Annotated in this window: 14 protein-coding genes; 7 read left to right on the top strand and 7 right to left on the bottom strand. The window is 43.0% G+C overall.

The genetic code is table 11. The features are described from left to right. Window positions 1-30 precede the first annotated feature (30 nt). From hemA to RH96_RS00680, 4 genes are all read left to right on the top strand, one after another. On the top strand, window positions 31-1422 hold the full coding sequence (gene hemA, locus RH96_RS00695) for a glutamyl-tRNA reductase (RefSeq protein WP_010196050.1): 1392 nt from the start codon (window positions 31-33) through the stop codon (window positions 1420-1422). A 396-nt stretch (window positions 1423-1818) separates the two neighbouring features. After that, on the top strand, window positions 1819-2955 hold the full coding sequence (locus RH96_RS00690) for an aminotransferase class V-fold PLP-dependent enzyme (protein WP_010196048.1): 1137 nt from the start codon (window positions 1819-1821) through the stop codon (window positions 2953-2955). Window positions 2956-3227: 272 nt separating this feature from the next. Continuing rightward, a complete protein-coding gene (locus RH96_RS00685) occupies window positions 3228-3665 on the top strand; it encodes a YeeE/YedE family protein (RefSeq protein ID WP_010196045.1) in 438 nt (145 codons plus the stop codon). 73 nt (window positions 3666-3738) lie between these two features. Then, a complete protein-coding gene (locus RH96_RS00680; protein ID WP_010196042.1) occupies window positions 3739-4158 on the top strand; it encodes a DUF6691 family protein in 420 nt (139 codons plus the stop codon). Window positions 4159-4305: 147 nt separating this feature from the next. Here the strand turns inward: RH96_RS00680 and RH96_RS00675 are convergent, their stop codons facing one another. Then, window positions 4306-5970, bottom strand: a complete 1665-nt coding sequence (locus RH96_RS00675) for an AMP-binding protein (RefSeq protein WP_010196039.1) — start codon at window positions 5968-5970, stop codon at window positions 4306-4308. A gap of 340 nt (window positions 5971-6310) precedes the next feature. On the opposite strand from RH96_RS00675, the gene RH96_RS00670 reads away from it, so the two are divergent. Beyond that, the gene (locus RH96_RS00670; RefSeq protein ID WP_010196036.1) at window positions 6311-8446 is read left to right on the top strand and encodes an NADPH-dependent 2,4-dienoyl-CoA reductase; all 2136 of its coding nucleotides are present in this window, start codon (window positions 6311-6313) and stop codon (window positions 8444-8446) included. Between the two features lie 191 nt (window positions 8447-8637). Here RH96_RS00670 and RH96_RS00665 read toward each other — a convergent pair whose 3' ends face one another. Beyond that, the gene (locus RH96_RS00665; RefSeq protein ID WP_010196034.1) at window positions 8638-9801 is read right to left on the bottom strand and encodes a hypothetical protein; all 1164 of its coding nucleotides are present in this window, start codon (window positions 9799-9801) and stop codon (window positions 8638-8640) included. Between the two features lie 268 nt (window positions 9802-10069). On the opposite strand from RH96_RS00665, the gene RH96_RS00660 reads away from it, so the two are divergent. Further along, the gene (locus RH96_RS00660; protein WP_010196031.1) at window positions 10070-11272 is read left to right on the top strand and encodes a serine hydrolase domain-containing protein; all 1203 of its coding nucleotides are present in this window, start codon (window positions 10070-10072) and stop codon (window positions 11270-11272) included. Window positions 11273-11344: 72 nt separating this feature from the next. On the opposite strand, the gene RH96_RS00655 is transcribed toward RH96_RS00660, so the two are convergent. The 3 genes from RH96_RS00655 to RH96_RS14690 are packed head-to-tail and all read right to left on the bottom strand — an operon-like array spanning window position 11345 to window position 14019. Continuing rightward, window positions 11345-12139, bottom strand: coding sequence for a tetratricopeptide repeat protein (locus tag RH96_RS00655; protein WP_010196029.1), 795 nt, complete (start codon window positions 12137-12139; stop codon window positions 11345-11347). Window positions 12140-12189: 50 nt separating this feature from the next. After that, the gene (locus RH96_RS00650; RefSeq protein WP_010196027.1) at window positions 12190-12759 is read right to left on the bottom strand and encodes a hypothetical protein; all 570 of its coding nucleotides are present in this window, start codon (window positions 12757-12759) and stop codon (window positions 12190-12192) included. Between the two features lie 3 nt (window positions 12760-12762). Continuing rightward, complete coding sequence (locus tag RH96_RS14690; protein WP_010196025.1) at window positions 12763-14019, bottom strand: PAAR domain-containing protein; 1257 nt, start codon at window positions 14017-14019, stop codon at window positions 12763-12765. Window positions 14020-14570: 551 nt separating this feature from the next. On the opposite strand from RH96_RS14690, the gene RH96_RS00640 reads away from it, so the two are divergent. Next, a complete protein-coding gene (locus tag RH96_RS00640) occupies window positions 14571-15674 on the top strand; it encodes an alkene reductase (protein ID WP_010196024.1) in 1104 nt (367 codons plus the stop codon). A 270-nt stretch (window positions 15675-15944) separates the two neighbouring features. On the opposite strand, the gene RH96_RS00635 is transcribed toward RH96_RS00640, so the two are convergent. Both RH96_RS00635 and RH96_RS00630 read right to left on the bottom strand, forming a co-directional pair. After that, window positions 15945-16949, bottom strand: a complete 1005-nt coding sequence (locus RH96_RS00635; RefSeq protein WP_010196022.1) for a pirin family protein — start codon at window positions 16947-16949, stop codon at window positions 15945-15947. A gap of 157 nt (window positions 16950-17106) precedes the next feature. After that, window positions 17107-18420: an NAD(P)/FAD-dependent oxidoreductase gene (locus RH96_RS00630; RefSeq protein ID WP_010196021.1), complete on the bottom strand. Its 1314-nt coding sequence runs from the start codon at window positions 18418-18420 to the stop codon at window positions 17107-17109. Between the last annotated feature and the right edge of the window lie 267 nt (window positions 18421-18687).

Raw genomic sequence — 18687 nt, 5'->3', positions numbered from 1 at the left:
AGTGAGCGTTATATTTATGGTCTATCAATAATGAGATTAGTGGTCATTGGGGTCAATCACAAAACCGCACCAGTCGCTCTACGAGAGCGCTTGGCGCTTGTGGGTGAGGATGTGGCTATCGCCCTTGAGCAGTTAGAGGCCTTTACCGATGGTAGCGTGATTGTCTCTACGTGCAACCGTACTGAGATTTATGCCCTCGTTCCGCAGACTTTGTCTCAGCAAGCAGTAGCGTCGCCCACGGTCAATGACGTTACATCGCCATCTTTTAGCAGTAATACTAGTAATACTGCGCTCAGCACCAATATCTCATCAGCGGCCATCAGCGCCCATATCGTGAAGATTAAAACTTGGCTGGCTGATTTTAAGCAACTGTCGCTCACCGAGATTGACCCCTATCTATATGTGCACCGTGATACTCACGCCTTGACTCATTGGTTGAGGGTTGCTGCTGGGCTGGACTCTATGATATTGGGTGAGCCGCAGATACTGGGTCAAATCAAGCGCTCCGTACATATGGCGCAAGAACAAAAAGTATTAAGCAATCAGCTAGGTTGGATCGTCGATCAGGTATTCGCTGCTGCCAAACGGGTACGTAATGAAACCAAGGTTGGCGCTCAAGCCGTATCGCTCAGCTTTGCTGCGGCTAAATTGGTCACGCAAATTTTTGATGACTTGCCCAATCGTACTTTGTTGGTGGTTGCCGCTGGTGAGATGAATCGTTTGGTTGCCACTCATATTGCGGGGCTTGGGGTAGGGCGGGTGATTATTTGTAACCGCAACCCTGAGCGTGCTGAGGCTCTAGCGGCCGAGCTGCGCAAACCTGGACGGCAGGTGGAAGTCAGAACTTTGCAAGCGTTGCCGCAAGTGCTGGCAGAAGCCGATATTGTCAGTAGCTGTAGCGGTAGTATGGATTTATTGATTGATAAGACCATGACATTACAGGCACTGAAACGTCGTCGTTATCAGCCAATGCTGATGATAGATTTGGCGGTGCCACGTGATATCGATTCGACCGTGAGCCGCATAGATGACGTGTATTTATATTCTGTCGACGACTTGCAACATGTGATCGCAGGTAATATTGAACAGCGTCGTCAAGCAGCAGTAGACGCTGAGCTACTCGTTAGCCAATTGGTCGTCGAAATGGATCGACGCTTTCAAGTGCGCCAAGTCGGCAAAGATATTCAGCAGTATCGTGAGCGTACTAATGACCAAGTAGATAAGCTGCTGAATGAGTCTATTGCTAAGCTTAACGCTGAGGGTGCGAGCCCTGAAGATATCATAGCCGAGCTGTCGAGACGTTTAACCCAAACTTTGACCCATGCACCATCCAAGCTGATGCGTAAAGCGGCACGCGAAGGGGACAGTGAATTGTTAGACTTTGTCGTCTCAGGACTAAAAGATGCCAATCGTGGACATTGATGCTGATCAGCGCCGCATTTACCAATAAACAGTCAACAGTGCAAGTCATATCATTGCCTAGGCGTATCGTTGTCAACCCTCGGTATCGGTGCTAATATCAAGCTCTCATTAAATAAATGGTTTGGATTAAGATACCGTACTGGTGTTCGTTAAGCGTGTGGCTATGAATATATTGGCTTAGCGTTTATAGGCTTTATCAATAGTCATTTTTAGCCCATTTAGTCGCTTCCGTTCAGATTGAGGACACGCTCTAGGCTAAAGTACAATATTGTCAGCCTTACGTCGTTTTCTGGTTTCTTATCCGATATTAGTACCTAGGCTGTATCCATATTTGGATATGGCTGTACTGAGATTTAAGCGCCATCAAATTATCTAACCATACACTAGGAGCGTTCCATGACTGCATTACGTCAAGATATTGATCCAAATGGCCTATTAGAATATTCAGTGGTTTACACTGATCGCGCTCTCAACCATATGTCTAAAGTCTTTCAGCAAGTAATGAACGACTTATCTAGCGAGCTAAAGTCAGTCTATAACGCTGATGCCGTTGCTATTGTGCCGGGTTCTGGCACTTATGGGATGGAAGCTGTCGCGCGTCAATTGGCAAAGGATGAAGATTGTCTGATTATCCGAAACGGTTGGTTTAGCTACCGCTGGACGCAAATCCTAGAAAAAGGCAACATTGCCAAGTCATCGACGGTATTGACCGCTGATCGTACAGAAAATACTGATGCGCCAAAGCCGTTTGCACCAGTCGATATCGATGTCGCTGTGGCAAAAATCAAAGAGCAAAAACCAGCCATCGTTTTTGCCCCGCATGTCGAAACTTCAGCTGGTATTATTCTACCAGATGACTATATTAAAGCATTGGGCGAAGCCGTCCATAGCGTAGGTGGCTTATTGGTCATCGATTGCATCGCCTCAGGTTGTGTTTGGTTGGATATGAAAGCCTTAGGCATTGACGTGCTTATCAGCGCGCCACAAAAAGGCTGGAGCAGTACTCCTTGTGCTGGCTTGGTGATGCTAAGTGATGCAGCCGTCAAAAAAGTCGATGATACAGAATCTGATAGCTTTAGCCTCGATCTTAAGCAATGGTTAAACATCATGCGCGCCTACGAAAATGGCGGTCATGCTTATCATGCGACCATGCCAACCGATGGCCTGCGTCAGTTCCGCGATACTATTAATGAGGCCAAAGAAGTGGGCTTTGCTAAACTGTCTGACGCACAGTGGGAGCTTGGCAACCGTGTCCGTAAGGTCATGGAAGACAAAGGTGTCGAAAGTGTTGCAGCTGAAGGCTTTAAAGCACCAGGTGTGGTCGTGGCTTATACTGAGCGTGATGACATGCATAAAGGTAGCGCTTTTGCTGAAGCGGGCTTGCAAATCGCCGCTGGCGTACCATTAAAAGTTGGTGAGCCAGAAAACTTTAAAACCTTCCGTTTGGGTCTGTTTGGTCTAGATAAATTGACGGATATTGATGGTGCGGTAACGCGTTTTGAAACCGCGCTTGATAAAGTATTGGCGAAATAGCAGCTGTCGCAGAAACATGATTGGCTGTGCCAAACTTGCTTTATCTATTTGAAGTAGCACTGATGCTCGCTTTCCTTGCTACTCAAAATGGAATCTGTTTAACTTAAAAATACTGAGCCTTTATAACAATAGGTTCAGTATTTTTTTACCTTTTTATTATATTTTATAATATAATGTTTTTTAATAAATCGAAAGTTGTCATATGAGTTGTTCTCTTATCGATGAATTAAGCAACTAAGCAACTAAGAAAACAAGCAAGCTAGGTAAATATTATGAATATACAAATAGACTGGCAAGCATTTACGCCTATCTCCTTAGTGGGTGGTCTGATACTGGGTGTAGCGACAGTTATTCTGCTATTAGGTATTGGGCGTATCGCTGGTGTCAGTGGTATTTTCTCAAATCTGCTTAAACCCAAGCAGGTAGAGATGTGGCAGGTATTGTTCATAGTTGGCATGGTTGTCTCGCCAATACTATATGGTCTGGGAAAACCGTTACCTGATATAGAGATGAGTACTTCTTTGCCATTATTAATTGGGGCGGGATTACTGGTTGGTTTCGGCACGCGCTTGGGTTCTGGCTGCACGAGTGGTCATGGTATCTGCGGTAATGCGCGGCTGTCACCACGTTCTATGGCAGCGACGGTGACCTTTATGTTGTTTGGTATTGTGACCGTCTATATTGGTCGGCATGGCTTGGGCTTGATTTAAACAGCGGCATAGACAGAACGTTACGCTGACAGTGCTTGATACTATAAATAGAAGAGAATAGCGAGACACAACCATGCTAAAAAATATAATTGGATTACTGGCTGGATTATTATTTGGCTTTGGGTTATTGATATCTGGTATGACCGAGCCTGTTAAAGTGCAGGGATTTTTGGACGTCTTTGGTGCGTGGGATATTTCACTCGCACTGGTGATGGGTGGTGGTCTTGCAGTAGCGATGGTCGGCGTGCAATTGGCTAAGCGCCAACAGACCAGCTGGATTGGCACATTGATTGAGATGCCAAACAAAACCGTCATTAATAAAAAACTGCTTATCGGCGCAATGCTGTTTGGTATCGGTTGGGGTCTGGTTGGTATTTGCCCAGGACCAGGTATCGTGCTGCTTGGGACGGGACAATGGCAAGCGTATGTTTTTATCCCAGCGATGATAGTAGGCATGCTAATTTATCAATGGCTTGAACCTAAACTTAATTAACATGAGCTTGGTTGATAGCTTTTTGAAGCATTATAAGAAATAGTCGCTCTACTCATGACAGGATGTATAAAAAGGGTCAGTCTAATAAATTTAGACTGACCCTTTTTATTTAATGGCTATTTAATAATCATTAAATGTTGAAAAACCCTACTTGGCGCTTGCCGTGACTTTAGGCGTTTCATGTGCCAATGATTTGGCGGCTTGGCGCAGCTCAAATTTCTGTACTTTACCCGTACTGGTCTTTGGAATTTCGGCAAACACAATATACTTGGGCACTTTAAAGCGGGCTAAATGCTGTTTGCAATGTTCTGTGACTGTGTCGCGCTGCAAGGTGCTACCTTCATGAATTTCGATAAAAGCGACAGGGACTTCACCCCATTTATCATGTGGCGCGGCGACGACAGCACAGCTTTGGATTTCAGGCATTTTATATAAGACGTTCTCGACTTCGATGCTAGAGATGTTCTCACCGCCTGAGATGATGATGTCTTTGAGTCGATCCATGATTTTGATATAGCCATCAGGATATTTGACGCCCAAATCACCCGTACGGAACCAGCTATCAGCAAAGGCTTCTTCGGTCGCTTTACGGCTTTTTAGATAGCCTTTCATGACCATGTTACCGCGCAGTGCCAACTCGCCCATTTCCTCACCATCAGCGGCAACGGGTTCAGTCGTGCCTTGTTTGAACACGTCAAATCCTGTCATCAAATGTGACGTCACCCCTTGACGTGATTTTTTCTGCGCGCGGCCAGCGACATCAAGCGAATCCCATTCTTCTTGTTCTGCACAGACGGTGACGGGCCCATAAACTTCAGTGAGACCATAAACGTGAGAGATGTGAAAGCCCATCGCTTCCATGGCTGCGAGCATGGTCTCAGATGGCGGCGCACCAGCGACCCAGCCTTTGACCGTATGAGTGATGGCTTCTTTATACTCAGGTTTGCCGCCCGCAATCATATTGTGTACCACAGGCGCTGAACAATAATGGCTGACTTGATGCTTGGCAATCAACTGCAATATCAAATCAGCATCAATGTTCCGCAAGCAGACATTGACCCCAGCGCGCTCAGCGATCGTCCACGGAAAGCACCAGCCATTGCAATGAAATAATGGCAGCGTCCACAGATACATTGGGTGCTTTGGCATGTCCCAATCTAAAATATTAGAGACCGCATTGAGGGTCGCACCGCGATGATGATAGACCACGCCTTTGGGCTTGCCCGTGGTGCCAGACGTATAGTTCAGCGCAATTGCATCCCATTCATCTGCTGGCTTTTCCCAGTTATCTAAGCTGTCTGAGCTGGCAATCAATGCTTCATAGCTCATTTTTCCAAAGCGCTCGACATCGATAGCGTTGTCTGTCGCATGAATGACGATTAAGTTAGGAAAAGTCTCATCGATAATCTCAGCATAATCAGCAAACTCACTGTCTAAAATCAACACTTTGGCTTCTGAGTGCTGCAAGCAAAAGGTAAGCGCATTGATATCGAGACGGGTGTTTAAGGTACAAAGTACACCGCTTGACATGGGCACGCCAAAGGCACATTCGACCATCGCTGGGGTGTTAGGCATCATGACCGCGACGGTGTCATTTTTATCAATACCCAGTTTACGTAAGCCATCCGACAACTGCCTGCAACGATCGTAGGTCTGTTGCCAAGTCTGCGAGAGGTCATTGTGCTCTAGATCATCATAGATAATTGCAGTTTTGTCAGGATAAACTTGTGCACTGCGAATGATAAAATCGATGGGAGTCAGCGGTTGATAATTGGCAGGGGTTTTGCCGAGACCTGTGTGAAAGTCAGTCATGGAGATAGTCCTTTATCGTACTTTGAGTTTGGCTGTTTTTATAGCTCAGGGTTTTTCTATTGATAATTAGGGTCTGTTGAACATTCAAGTGTGGAACTGGTAGTGGCTATTAATAAGCAGCCTTTATTATAGCCAAAGGCGTGGCAAAGTTAGGCTGATTTTGTGGTTTTTACTTAACCAAATACCATAAAATTGCACGATTAAAGAGGGTTGTCGATATAGTGCTCACTCATCAGTCGCTCGTCTGCGTAGCTGATAATAATAGCGGTGTGTTACGATACCAGTCATGTAAAACTGTAAACTGTGTTTAGATCAACAAACCATTCATAAGGAAAATGATATGACCGCCAGCCGCACTGCCAATTCTATTGAGACCGCTAGCACCAATGAGCACTATCCACATTTATTTGAGCCGTTAGACTTGGGCTTTACCACGCTAAAAAATCGCTTAGTGATGGGGTCGATGCATACAGGTCTCGAAGACCGTTTTTATAATTACGGTAAACTGGCAGCATATTTCGCAGAGCGTGCCAAAGGCGGCGTGGCGATGATGATCACCGGTGGTATTGCGCCGAATCGTGAAGGTTGGTTGTCGCCTGTTGGTGGCACGATGAACACCAAAGCTGATGTGATTAATCATCAGCGTGTCACTCGTGCAGCACATAAGTATGACAGCAAAATCATCATGCAAATTTTGCACAGTGGACGCTACGGTTATCAACCGTTTGTGGTGTCATCAAGTCCGATAAAATCACCAATCTCGCCATTTAAACCGCGTAAGATGAGCATTAAAAATATCGAGCAAACGGTAAAAGATTATGCCCGTTGCGCAAAGCTTGCTAAGCAGGCGGGTTATGATGGTGTCGAAATCATGGGCTCAGAAGGGTATTTGCTGAATCAGTTTTTATCGCGCCATGTCAATAAACGGACGGACGAGTATGGCGGTGACATTCAAAATCGTATGAAGTTTGCGGTTGATGTGGTCAAAGCGGTGCGAGAAGCTGCCGGTGAAGACTTTATTATTCTATTTCGCTTATCAGTGATTGACTTGGTCAAAGACGGTAACGTCATGGACGAAGTCATCACTGTTGCCAAAGCGTTAGAAGAGGCGGGCGTGACCATCATGAATACGGGCATCGGCTGGCATGAAGCTCGCATTCCGACGATTGTCACTAGTGTACCGCGTGCGGCGTTTGTTGATTTTACCGCTGAAATTAAAAAGCATATTAACATTCCGATGATGGCGGCTAACCGTATCAATATGCCAGAAACCGCTGAAGAGATTGTCGCTAGTGGTCAGGCGGATATGATTCAAATGGCGCGTCCATTCTTAGCCGATGCCCATTGGGTTGATAAAGCCAAAAATGGTCAAGCCGATCGCATCAATACCTGTATCGCCTGTAACCAAGCTTGCCTCGATCATACTTTTGCCAATAAACGCTCAACTTGTCTGGTCAATCCCCAAGCCTGCTACGAGACTGAATTGGTTTATAAGAAAACCAAAAAACCTAAAAAGGTCGCAGTCATTGGTGGCGGTGTCGCTGGCATGTCAGCCGCTCACGTCGCCGCGCTACGTGGTCATAAGGTCACGCTATTTGAAGCAAAAGATATCTTGGGCGGGCAGTTTAACTACGCCAAAGTTATCCCGGGTAAAGAAGAGTTCTTTGAAACCATTCGCTACTATATCAATGAGCTTGAGCACTTAGGCGTTGAGATTAAACTCAATACCAAAGTCGATAAAGCCATGCTAGAAAAAGCCAAATTCCATCATGTCATCGTTGCTACTGGTGTGGTGCCTAGAAGTCTCGCAGGTAAGCTCGAAGGAGCTGATTTGCCACAAGTGATGAGCTATGCTGAATTGCTCTCTGGTGAAAAATCAGTTGGTGATACCGTCGCCGTCATCGGTGCTGGTGGTATTGGTTTCGATGTTAGTGAATATCTCACAGCTAAGCATGGTCAGCCGCTTGATGAGTTAGGCCCTGAGCTGTTAAAAGACCCAAGTTATCGTCCAAAAGCGCAGTCAGTTAGCGAGTGGCGTGAAGAGTGGGGCGTGACTTCTGATACCGATTACCAAACTGAGGGTGGTCTGATTAAGCCTGAAGCCATCAAGCCTATTCGCCAAGTCTATCTGATGCAGCGTACCAAAGGTCGCTTGGGTAGTGGTCTGAATAAAACGTCGGGCTGGGTACATCGTGCTCATATCAAATCGCATGGTGTCATCCAAGTAACGGGTGCGCAGTACGATAAGATCACCAATGAAGGTGTTTGGATTACCAATAACCAAGGTCAAACTCAGTTGCTCCGTGTCGATAGCGTCGTGGTCTGTGCCGGTCAAGAGTCTGTGGTTGAGCTGATGCCAAATGTCGGTGATGCACCGGACGCGCAATACCATCTTATCGGTGGTGCCAAACTGGCCGCTGAATTGGATGCCAAACGCGCCATTCGTGATGGTGCTGAGGTTGCGGCGAGTATTTAAGGTTTAAGTTAGAAGTTATGAGAGCAGCAAGGTAGATTATCTTGCTGCTTTTTTGTGTCTAAAACTTTGCTATCAAGTAGTTTTTAAGCCAGTATTTTAATATAGAAGAATTTATAAATCTTTAGTAAAAGATTCTAGCTTCCAGTCCAAGCTTGAGTAATCTTGAAAATAAAAAGTCTATTAAGTAATATCTACCAATCCATATTTGCACTATTATCACTGACTGTATTTAAGTGCTCAATTAGACTTTCCATATTGTTAAGTGATTTCAGAGCATCTTCATAAGTGGAGTCATTGGTGAAAGTAAGGATACTTGGCAAAGCACTTCTTATATAAATAATTTCTAAAAAGTCGTCTGAATCCCAATAGAAATGTATAAAATCTTCTATCGCTTTGAGTGCTTCCTTTTCCTCAAATTCGGTATCAGGTTGGATAGAAAATCGTGAACCACTTTTCTGGTTAGTCATAAGTAACGGAACAGCACCTACTTTAGAGTGAATCTGAAAAGCTTCGCCATTTTTACCAAACGCTCCATGAGCCATATAGTTTCTTATTTGTTTTTTGATCAAAGCTAACTTATCGTAATGTGGTCTAACCAATTTATCTTGGACATCAAGACATGTTTTAAATTTAGTTGCCCAGTCATCTTGAGCAAGCCGCCCTACATCTTCTCCTGTCAACAAAGCACCCTTTATTATTGCAGCATGAATGAATATATGTTCAGTAAAACTATAAAATGCATCAATTACTGATAGTGCTAACCATTCTGTTTCTTTTTTAAGTTCCTTAGATTCTGCATAAATGCTTAAAAATTGTCCAATATCTAGTGTTTCTTCTGCATCTTTATGAGATACATCCTCTTGAGTTTTTTTCTTATATTCTTCAAGAAAAAAGATGTACCGACTATATAATCTTAGACTAAGGTTTAAAACATTTAAATTAGATTGTTTTGCAGCTTCATTTGCGACCCAATCAAAATATGGTTTTGCGGCTTTCACAGCGTCATTTATTTTCTTCACAATCTCCTGGCATTCGTTTTCTTGATTTTCCTTGTCTGCTATAAAAAGTCCCATCCCTAGCTTCCTATGTTCTAAAAGATAAGCGGCTCCGTTATAATCAATTGGAATCGACCAAGCAACTTTTTCAAATCGACCTAAGTTTTTGAAACCAAGTAAGTCAACAAAAAGAAAATATATTAAGTAATAAGGAGGTAGGTTTTCCCCCGCGTCTGCTCGAACAGCTTTGAAAAGAAAGTCCTTGTCAGCTTTAGTGCGTTTTTTAACAGCACAATTAATAGGATTAAGTATTTTTTGAATCTTCTCTTTCAAAATATCTATATCATTCGGAAATATCATTTCGTTTCTCAACTCCTAATTCGCTAAGCTCTATCTAACTACAAAATATAAAAATTTTTAGTCATCAACTTATCTTAATTTAGTATAGCTAAACATAGTTTTAGTTTTCATATTTAACTCATTAATTCGCTGGACTAAAAGCCCAGCCTACAATCTAAACTCACTATTCAAAAAACCCCCTCCCAAGCCTCCCTATCCATGCTAAATTAAACCCTATCAGCGACACTCAATCGTATTCATTACTCACGCCATAAAAAAGGATTTTATAATGGTTGTGTTAAAAACCATGTTTAAATGGATCGTTTTGCCTATTTTAGCGCTACTCATTATTATCAGCTTGGGCTTAGTAGTGACTGGTAATGCTTATATCTTTCGCGGTTTACAGCTTACTTACCTTAAAGGTGAAGCCACTGCCAATATTGATGATTATATCGATTTTGATAATCGGACTATCCGTGCAAAAGACGCTATCGAATGGGAAAAAGATTCCAATTTTGAGCAAGTCAAACTCACCACAACGTTGAAGAATGCTTTAGATACAGACCAAACGGTGGCCTTTGCTATTATCAAAGACGGCAAGCTACTGTACGAAAACTACTGGCAAGGTTATGGCAGCGATTCGCACACCAACAGCTTTTCGATGGCAAAAACCGTCACGACTATGCTCTATCTCAAAGCGGTAGAAGACGGTTACATCGGCAGTATTGATGAGCCGATTACCAAGTGGTTGCCTGAATATGCGGACAATCAATATGCGCAAAACTGTACCCTCGCGGATTTATCAGCGATGACCTCAGGCTATGATTGGACGGAGGATTACTACTTTCCAATTAACCCCACCGCAGAATCCTACTATGGTCATGACTTAGTCAAGCAAATGGTCAATCGAGATTTCGTAGAGGCGTGTGGCGGTCAGTTTGAATACTCATCGGGTGACACGCAAATGCTCGGTATTGCTCTATCACGTGCATTAGAACCTCATGGCTATACACTTTCTAGCTATTTGGAAGAGAGGTTTTGGCAACCTTTAGGGATGCAAGGCGACGCCTATTGGTCGCTTGATGGCTCAGAGAGCATCGAAAAAGTATATTGCTGTCTAAACGCCAGTGCGCTGGATTTTGCTAAATTTGGGCAGTTATTATTAAATGGTGGCGAGTGGCAAGGTGAGCAACTGCTTAGCAAAGCGCATGTTGATTTTATGATTACGCCAAACGTGGGTGCATTTGCAGAAGGGCAGGCGCAAGTTTATGGACATTCAGTGTGGACGGATATGGACAGTCCGATTCCGTTTTATGCAATGCTTGGTCATTTAGGTCAGAGAGTATTAGTGTTGCCAGAAGAGAACGCAATCATCGTCAGATTGGGCAAGCAGAAAGGTTTGCCCACACCAGTAGAAGGATTTAATTTAGAGCCAGATTTGGGTCAATATGTGACGGAGGTGAAAATGATTTTGGATGGTTTGGTGGAGTGATGGGATTGTTATACATTTCATAAACTAGTGGCTGTATGAGTTAAAAGCTACTGGATCATACAGCCATCATTATCATTGGCTCATATCTTCAATATCACCTAATGTGAGACCAGTTTCTTGGGTACTATAAATAACGATGTCTTTATCGTCGATTTTACCATTCATGACCAATCTACCGATTCGATTACTTGCTTCTTGATTGCCTTGGTCGGCTGCCTTTTGATACCACTCAAAAGCTTTATCATAATCTTGCGGCACGCCATAGCCATTCTCGTAGAGACCACCAATATTAAGTTGTGCCACATTTAACCCTTGATCAGCCGCTTTGGTATACCATTCAAAAGCTTTATCATAATCTTGCGTTACACCGTAACCGTTCTCGTAGAAACCGCCAATGTTAAACTGTGCTATACCTACATCTTGGTCAGCCGCTTCTTTATACCACTTAAAAGCTTTATCATAGTTTTGAGTCACGCCTTTACCAAAATAATAGAGTGAGCCAATATTATTTCTAGCTTCAAAATCTCCATTTCTAGCTGCTGATAAATACGACTGCATTGCTTTTTTGTAGTCTTGATTAACACCTATTCCATTTTCGTACATCACACCGAGATTGAATTGAGCTTCAACGTACTCTTGATCAGCAGATTTTTTGAATAAGCTAAAGGCTTTTTCATAGTCCTGAGGAACTGAGTCGCCCTCGTAGTAAGCTAGCCCGAGTTCATATATTTCAGCAGGGGTATCTTGATTAGATAGTACGGGTGTGCTTGAGGACTCCGCTGAGCAAGCAGAAACGATTAATACATTTGACAATAGAGTAGCTAATAGCAAAGATTGAATGAGAGTAGTAGTTTTTCTTTGGTACATTAAAAATCCTTTTGTTAATTGTTATAGCTATTCAGTTCTAGGGAATAATATTAATTATCCAATTCTATAGCACTAGGATCTTCATATTTTTTTTCATTTAAGTCATAGCAAGGTAAACTATAGTCATATAGTAAGTCTACTAAAGTACGCGCTTCAAAAGATTCATATTCATAGTCATTTTGCATGTCGGTCATATACATGAAAATGGTAGCTTTATCTTTGCATAGGATGCGAACACGTTTAGCTGTTTTATCAGATCTACTTGAGGTCTTAGCTATATAATCGTTTTTGTCAATTTTATCAGTCATATCTATCCAGCCTTCCTTGAGAAGAAAGCTATGTAAATATAACAGTTTATTCTTGTCAAACTCGGGACTGACATACCAAGCAGTGAACCAAACTTTTCGATTAATGTAATCATATTCACTCTTGTTGAAGTTAATAAAATTGGCGATATCATTTAATTGAGATATTAACCAACTTTCCTTCGCAACTAATTCTTGTTGATATATTTCTAGCTCTTTATCTGGTTTTAAGTCTATAGTCCATACAAATAAAATAACAACGAATACAATAAGTAAAATATCAGACAGCTTATATTCTTTACCTCTTATTTTCACTGATTACTTTCCTGTATATTCTATTATATTTTTTGCAGCGTTATACTTCATATCGTTTGCCAATTCCATATTTGTAGAACCTTTGCTAGCGCCAATAGAAGAACCGCCGTCGGAACCTTTAATAGTCACACTTTTACCAACACCACCACTTGCTGCAACGGTTGTACCATCATCGGTAGTTTCAATAGCAGCAGTTGCTGGACCAACTTCGATTGAATATGAATGCCCTTGACCCGATAGTATTGCATCTGTGGCCTTAACGCTATTACCAGCATTGCTACTTATGATACGTCCAACCCCTACCTGAACACTAATGGATGGCGCTTTATTAGTATTAACATTAGCATTTGCAGTTACAGGCTCATATACGTTCCCATTATGAACGTTTACAGACATTCCTATATCAATACCAAAATGCTTAACACCGCCGCCACTTGCGATATATACAAAGTCTACGTTCGATCTTTGGCCAAATCGTAGCATGGCAGTTGCTGCTGAGGCCTTAGTTCTTTGGGGAAAATCCTTTAATCCAGCTTCTATGACGCCAAGGTTTATAATCATGGCATTTTTAGTATGCTTGGCAACATTGACCGTGTTTTCACCAAACTCTTTCCCTTTCTTTTTAGTGCCACCCCAATATGAAGTTACAGTATCAACAGCTTCCTTATACGAATCTGACGCAAGAGCAGAGAGCTGATTTCCAATACCTTTTTCTTTATACCAAGTTGAATCAGAAGCCAATAGATCACTAGGGTTATCTGCTAGAGAATAACTACCTACATAATCTCCATCGCTATTGTATTCATCGACTGCAATATTGCTAGAGCTACGTTCTGAACCAGAATTACTTATTGGATCTTCTTCATGGTTGAACTCAATTACTTCAATAGCAAAGTGAATCTCTTCAAGTTTTTCCTCATCATTCTCTACAAACGAATTACTCATATCCGACTTCGCAAACTGCAAAGGCGCTGCCTGCGCAACACTGCCTACATCAAAGTCAGACTCCGCAAATGACTGCTGACTAGCAATTAGCTTCGCGCCGCAGCTAGTGACATCGCCGCCGCGCGCAATGGGTGCACCATCCACAATAAACGACGGGTCACCCGTAAGAATAGTAGTGACCTTTTTGCATTTTTTACAAACAACTTTATCGCCTTTACGCGAGATAGGGATGCCGTTATGAGTGGTATGCGGTGAGCCGGAGATGACCGTCCCGCCATGAGAGGTTTTTGCGCCAACGGTGATATAGGCTGCCATAGTGCTACCTTGCTTAAATGCCCGAAGTTTAGATTCTTAAAGAAAATCTATTATTTGCCTGACATTATAGAGGCCTAAAGCGTTAAAAATCAAACTTAAGTTCGTCAAAGCATGTCGTCTATATGCAAATTTAGGCACTGCTTAGCGTAAAAGCGATTGACTGTACTAAAGATTCAACCATTTCACTTGTTTTCAATACCTAGCAAAAATCTAACCTTCCAACTCACCAATCAAGTATTCCCCAATACTTTTAACAAGGTGGGCTCGGAAGTCTGTGGAGTAAGGCGTTGATAGTTAAGATTAGCTTTATCAAACAACAGGATTGATAAATTATCATTGAATATAAAGTCTTATTCCCCATAATGTAGTCGAACTGCTCACAAGATACTTTGTGTATCGATTGCATGATTCAATCGCAAGCATGGATACATTTTATGAACTCAATAACTCATAAACTTTTCATAGCGTTGAGCGGATTAATTTATAGTAACGGGCATATACAACAACGATCCTCATTTGTAATAGCAAACCAATTAGATATAAGGCATATCATGGCACACGACAACTTATTTGAACCACTCGATATGGGCACTCAAACCCTAAAAAACCGCATTATCATGGCACCATTGACGCGCTTGCGCTCTGTCGAGCCAGGTGATGTTCCGACAGCATTGGCAAGCGAATACTATTCACAGCGTAGTGGCGCTGGGCTTGTCATCACTGAGGCGACTCAGGTTTCTTTTCAAGCAAAAGGCTATGCTGGCGCGCCGGGTATTCATACCCAAGATCAAATTACAGCATGGAAAACCATCGTTGATAATGTTCATGCCAAAGACGGAAAAATCGTCGCACAGATATGGCATACCGGTCTGGTTTCTCATGAAAGCGTGCAGCCTGATGGCAAAGCGCCAATTTCTGCGTCAGATGTTCATGTTGGTATCCGTACCTCATTGCGCGATAGCAACAATCAAGCCATCCGCGTTGAAGCAACGACACCACGTCCAGCCACACTTGATGAAATTAAACAAGTCATTGCTGATTTTGCACAAGCAACCAAAAATGCTCAAGAAGCAGGTTTTGATGGGGTAGAAATTCATGGGGCTCATGGTTATCTATTGCATCAGTTTTGGGTTGAGCAAACCAACCAGCGCGATGATGAGTATGGTGGTAGTCGCGAAAACCGTGCTCGCTTGACGCTTGACGTTATCGATGCTTGTGTCGACGCTTGGGATGCCGACCATGTGGGCATTCGTATTTCGCCACTTGGTACTTTTAATAATGTCGAAGCTGGCTATAATGAAGATGAAAACATCTGGATGATTGAGCAGATTAATGACCGTGGTTTGATGTATTTACATTTGTCAGAGCCTGATTGGGCAGGTGGCACGCCTTATAATGATGAATTCCGTAAGCACATTCGCCAAGCTTTTAGTCAGACGATTATCGCGGCTGGTGGTTATACTGCTGAAAAAGCAGAGAGAAACATCAAAGCAGGTTATATCGATGCGGTCGCCTTTGGTCGTGACTATATCGCCAATCCTGATCTGGCCGAACGTATCCGTGAAGGTGCTGCGCTAAACGAGCAGCATCCAGAAAGCTTCTACGGCGGTGGTACTGAAGGTTACACCGATTATCCATTTTTGAACCAAGCATAATGGACTGTCAGTTAGCGTAAATGCTAAGCCGATAATATCCCTAAAAGGTATATCCATTAAAAAGCCACCTTACTATCAATAGTGAGGTGGCTTTTTTATTGTCAATAATTTGAATGTTTACTGTGTTCAGTTCTTATGGCTTTTATACTATTCATAAAAGCCAAAGTAATTCATAAAAGCCAGAGTAACAAGGAAAATACATGCAAGTATGACGCATTGCAGGCTAGAAAAACTGGACATGGCTAAATGTATTTTTTAGATTTGCTATCACTATTTACCAAAATTACCTGTTTGATAATCGCGAAAAGTTTGTTTTAGTTCGGCCTGAGTATTCATGACAAACGGCCCATAACTGGCGATAGGTTCGCCAATGGGTTCGCCGCTTAATAGCAGTAATTTAACAGGTGCGACGGCTTTTTCAGTATCAGATGTTGCTGGATAAGTCAGCTGAATAGTGTCAGTGGCATCGGCAATAAATGAGGCAGACTGTCCTGTTTGTGAATCTATAGTTTGAGAGTTTATAGTGTTTTTGGTAGGTGCTATAAACTGAACCAGTTGACCCGCTGCGATAGAGGTATCATTGACGAGTAGCTCGCCTTCTTGTACCAATAATAAGACATTATGGCTGTCTGGCACCTGTAGCGTCGTCGATCCTGCTGCATGCAGCTCGATATCCCATAAATTAATGGGTGTAAAGGTATCGGCTGCTCCAGTTATATCTTGCCACTCACCAGCGATAATAGCGACTTTACCAATGGTTGTTTGATGGGCAGCCTCACTATCATCTAGCAATTCAATAATCGGCATATCAGTCCGTCTGATGGACTGATATTTTGGCTCAGTCAGCTTGTGGGCGCTTGGTAGGTTTAACCACATTTGCACCATACTAAAGACGCCACCGCGCTGTCCAAAACCTTGCGAATGGAACTCTTCATGTAAGATACCGCGCCCTGCAGTCATCCATTGCACATCACCTTCGAAGATGATGCCGTTACCGCCAGCTGAGTCCCTGTGACTGATTTCACCAGAGTAAGCGATGGTCACGGTCTCGAAACCTTTGTGTGGATGCTGTCCGACACCGTGAGGCTGCGCTTCATAATCGGGATTTGGGGCAAAAGTCGTGGGCTTGCCATAATCCAATAATAAAAATGGGTCAGTGTGGCTATAATTAAAATTGGGATCATCCTCAAGATGATTGACTAAGGTTTTCACATAAAAACCGTCACCGACCCAATGCGGTGCTTTGTCACCATGAATATGTTTAATTGCACGCATTGTTCACCTCGCAAGCCCGTGTTTATGTTTACTATTATAATGATGGTCATCATAGTCAATCGTATATACAACGGATTGACATGTCTCAAGACTATAACTGTCTATTTAGGGTCTATTGTTAAACTTATCAATAGACCCTATATAAAATCCACTTCTATTAAGCCACTTCGCCGCAGACAAAGCCACTGGCCCACGCCCACTGGAAATTGTAGCCACCGAGCCAACCTGTGACATCCAATACTTCTCCGATAAAGTATAGGCCGTCCTGCAAGTTGCTTTGCATGGTTTTTGACGAAACTTCATTTGTTTTGACACCGCCGCGCGTCACTTCAGCGGTACGATATCCTTCGGTACCAGACGGCTTAAGCTGCCAGCCATTGAGCGTCGTACCAAGTTCAGTCAGGCGCTCGTCCTTAATATTGGCCAGCTCTGTGTCTTTGATGTCATCCCACAAGTGCGTTTGTAGCGCTGCCAATAGCTTTTTGGGTAATGCGCTATCGGTATATTCAGCCAAAACGGTACGAATGAGCTGTCTGGGATGCGATTTTTTATGCGCCAATAGCAGCATTGTCATATCGATATTTGGTAGTAAGTTAATGCTAATGGTTTCGCCAATTTGCCAGTAGTTTGAAAGTTGTAGCATAGCAGGACCTGAGAGTCCGCGATGGGTAAACAACACAGGCAATTTAAAGGAGATGCGCTCATTACTGGCAATCACTGGCAGACTAATACCTGCCAGAGCACGAATGAGCTCGCCCGTTTTATCGGTGAAAGTAAAAGGCACGAGACTGGCATCGGTTGCGACAAGCGTATGCCCGAACTGCTGCGCCAATTCATAACCCAAGCCACTAGCACCCATCGTTGGGATAGACAGCCCGCCAGTTGCCACCACTAAAGATTCACAGCGGTAGCCTGTTTGCGGCAGCTTGGTCTGATTAGCGGTTTCTTTTCTTTCTTGCTTTTCTTTTTTACTGAGTTGCTTGGTGGTCAATAATTCAAAACGTGCATTTTTATCATTTTCGATGGCTTGCACGCTTTCAATTTGAGCATTCAGTTTTACTTGCACACCGACCGCCGCGCACTCGTCTAGCAGCATGGTCAAAATATCTTGTGCAGAGTCATCACAGAACAGCTGACCATGCTCACGTTCGTGGTAAGCAATTTTGTGCGCCTCCACCATGCCAATAAATTCCCAACTCGGATAACGACTTAAGGCTGACTTACAGAAATGTTGATTGGCACCAATAAAGTGCTCAGGCTCAACGAAGTAATTGGTAAAGTTACAGCGGCCACCACCCGACATGAGGATTTTTTTGCCGGCTTTATTTGCATGGTCTAATACCAGCACGCGGCGACCACGTCGACCCGCAGTGAGCGCACAGTATAACCCTGAAGCGCCTGCACCGATGATGATGACATCGTATTGGCTGTTTGACTTAACGGGTGCCGCTTGGTTTTGCATTTGGCTCATGATAATGACTTATAGGTTAAGATAATAGGTTTGAATAAACGATATGAAAGTATCTAAATTATACCATGCCACAATGTCAGTGTTTTTAGGTGAGTAATATAAATAGCTTTGGCCCACTTGCTATAAATCATTGAATAACTTTACTTTTTCTATAGACAACAATTGATGATTGGTATAATGTAAAAATATGAATATTATTCGCACCTACTGCTGCCACTTTTGTTACCTATTAGAATTTTAGTCGTTTTTATTTGAAGGAAATGAATT

It is taken from the genome of Psychrobacter sp. PAMC 21119 (assembly GCF_000247495.1).
GTDB classification, from domain to species: domain Bacteria; phylum Pseudomonadota; class Gammaproteobacteria; order Pseudomonadales; family Moraxellaceae; genus Psychrobacter; species Psychrobacter glaciei.
The sequence above is the reverse complement of the archived record's forward strand: the minus strand, read 5'-3'. Positions and strand labels throughout refer to the sequence as shown.

Bases quoted from the DNA above. Each gene is read 5' to 3' on its own strand.
- RH96_RS00635 (WP_010196022.1), bottom strand. From the start codon at position 16,949: ATGCGTGCAATTAAACATATTCATGGTGACAAAGCACCGCATTGGGTC.
- RH96_RS00670 (WP_010196036.1), top strand. From the start codon at position 6,311: ATGACCGCCAGCCGCACTGCCAATTCTATTGAGACCGCTAGCACCAAT.
- RH96_RS00630 (WP_010196021.1), bottom strand. From the start codon at position 18,420: ATGAGCCAAATGCAAAACCAAGCGGCACCCGTTAAGTCAAACAGCCAA.
- RH96_RS00680 (WP_010196042.1), top strand. From the start codon at position 3,739: ATGCTAAAAAATATAATTGGATTACTGGCTGGATTATTATTTGGCTTT.
- RH96_RS00665 (WP_010196034.1), bottom strand. From the start codon at position 9,801: ATGATATTTCCGAATGATATAGATATTTTGAAAGAGAAGATTCAAAAA.
- RH96_RS00675 (WP_010196039.1), bottom strand. From the start codon at position 5,970: ATGACTGACTTTCACACAGGTCTCGGCAAAACCCCTGCCAATTATCAA.
- RH96_RS00655 (WP_010196029.1), bottom strand. From the start codon at position 12,139: ATGTACCAAAGAAAAACTACTACTCTCATTCAATCTTTGCTATTAGCT.
- hemA (WP_010196050.1), top strand. From the start codon at position 31: ATGAGATTAGTGGTCATTGGGGTCAATCACAAAACCGCACCAGTCGCT.
- RH96_RS00660 (WP_010196031.1), top strand. From the start codon at position 10,070: ATGGTTGTGTTAAAAACCATGTTTAAATGGATCGTTTTGCCTATTTTA.
- RH96_RS00640 (WP_010196024.1), top strand. From the start codon at position 14,571: ATGGCACACGACAACTTATTTGAACCACTCGATATGGGCACTCAAACC.
- RH96_RS14690 (WP_010196025.1), bottom strand. From the start codon at position 14,019: ATGGCAGCCTATATCACCGTTGGCGCAAAAACCTCTCATGGCGGGACG.
- RH96_RS00685 (WP_010196045.1), top strand. From the start codon at position 3,228: ATGAATATACAAATAGACTGGCAAGCATTTACGCCTATCTCCTTAGTG.
- RH96_RS00690 (WP_010196048.1), top strand. From the start codon at position 1,819: ATGACTGCATTACGTCAAGATATTGATCCAAATGGCCTATTAGAATAT.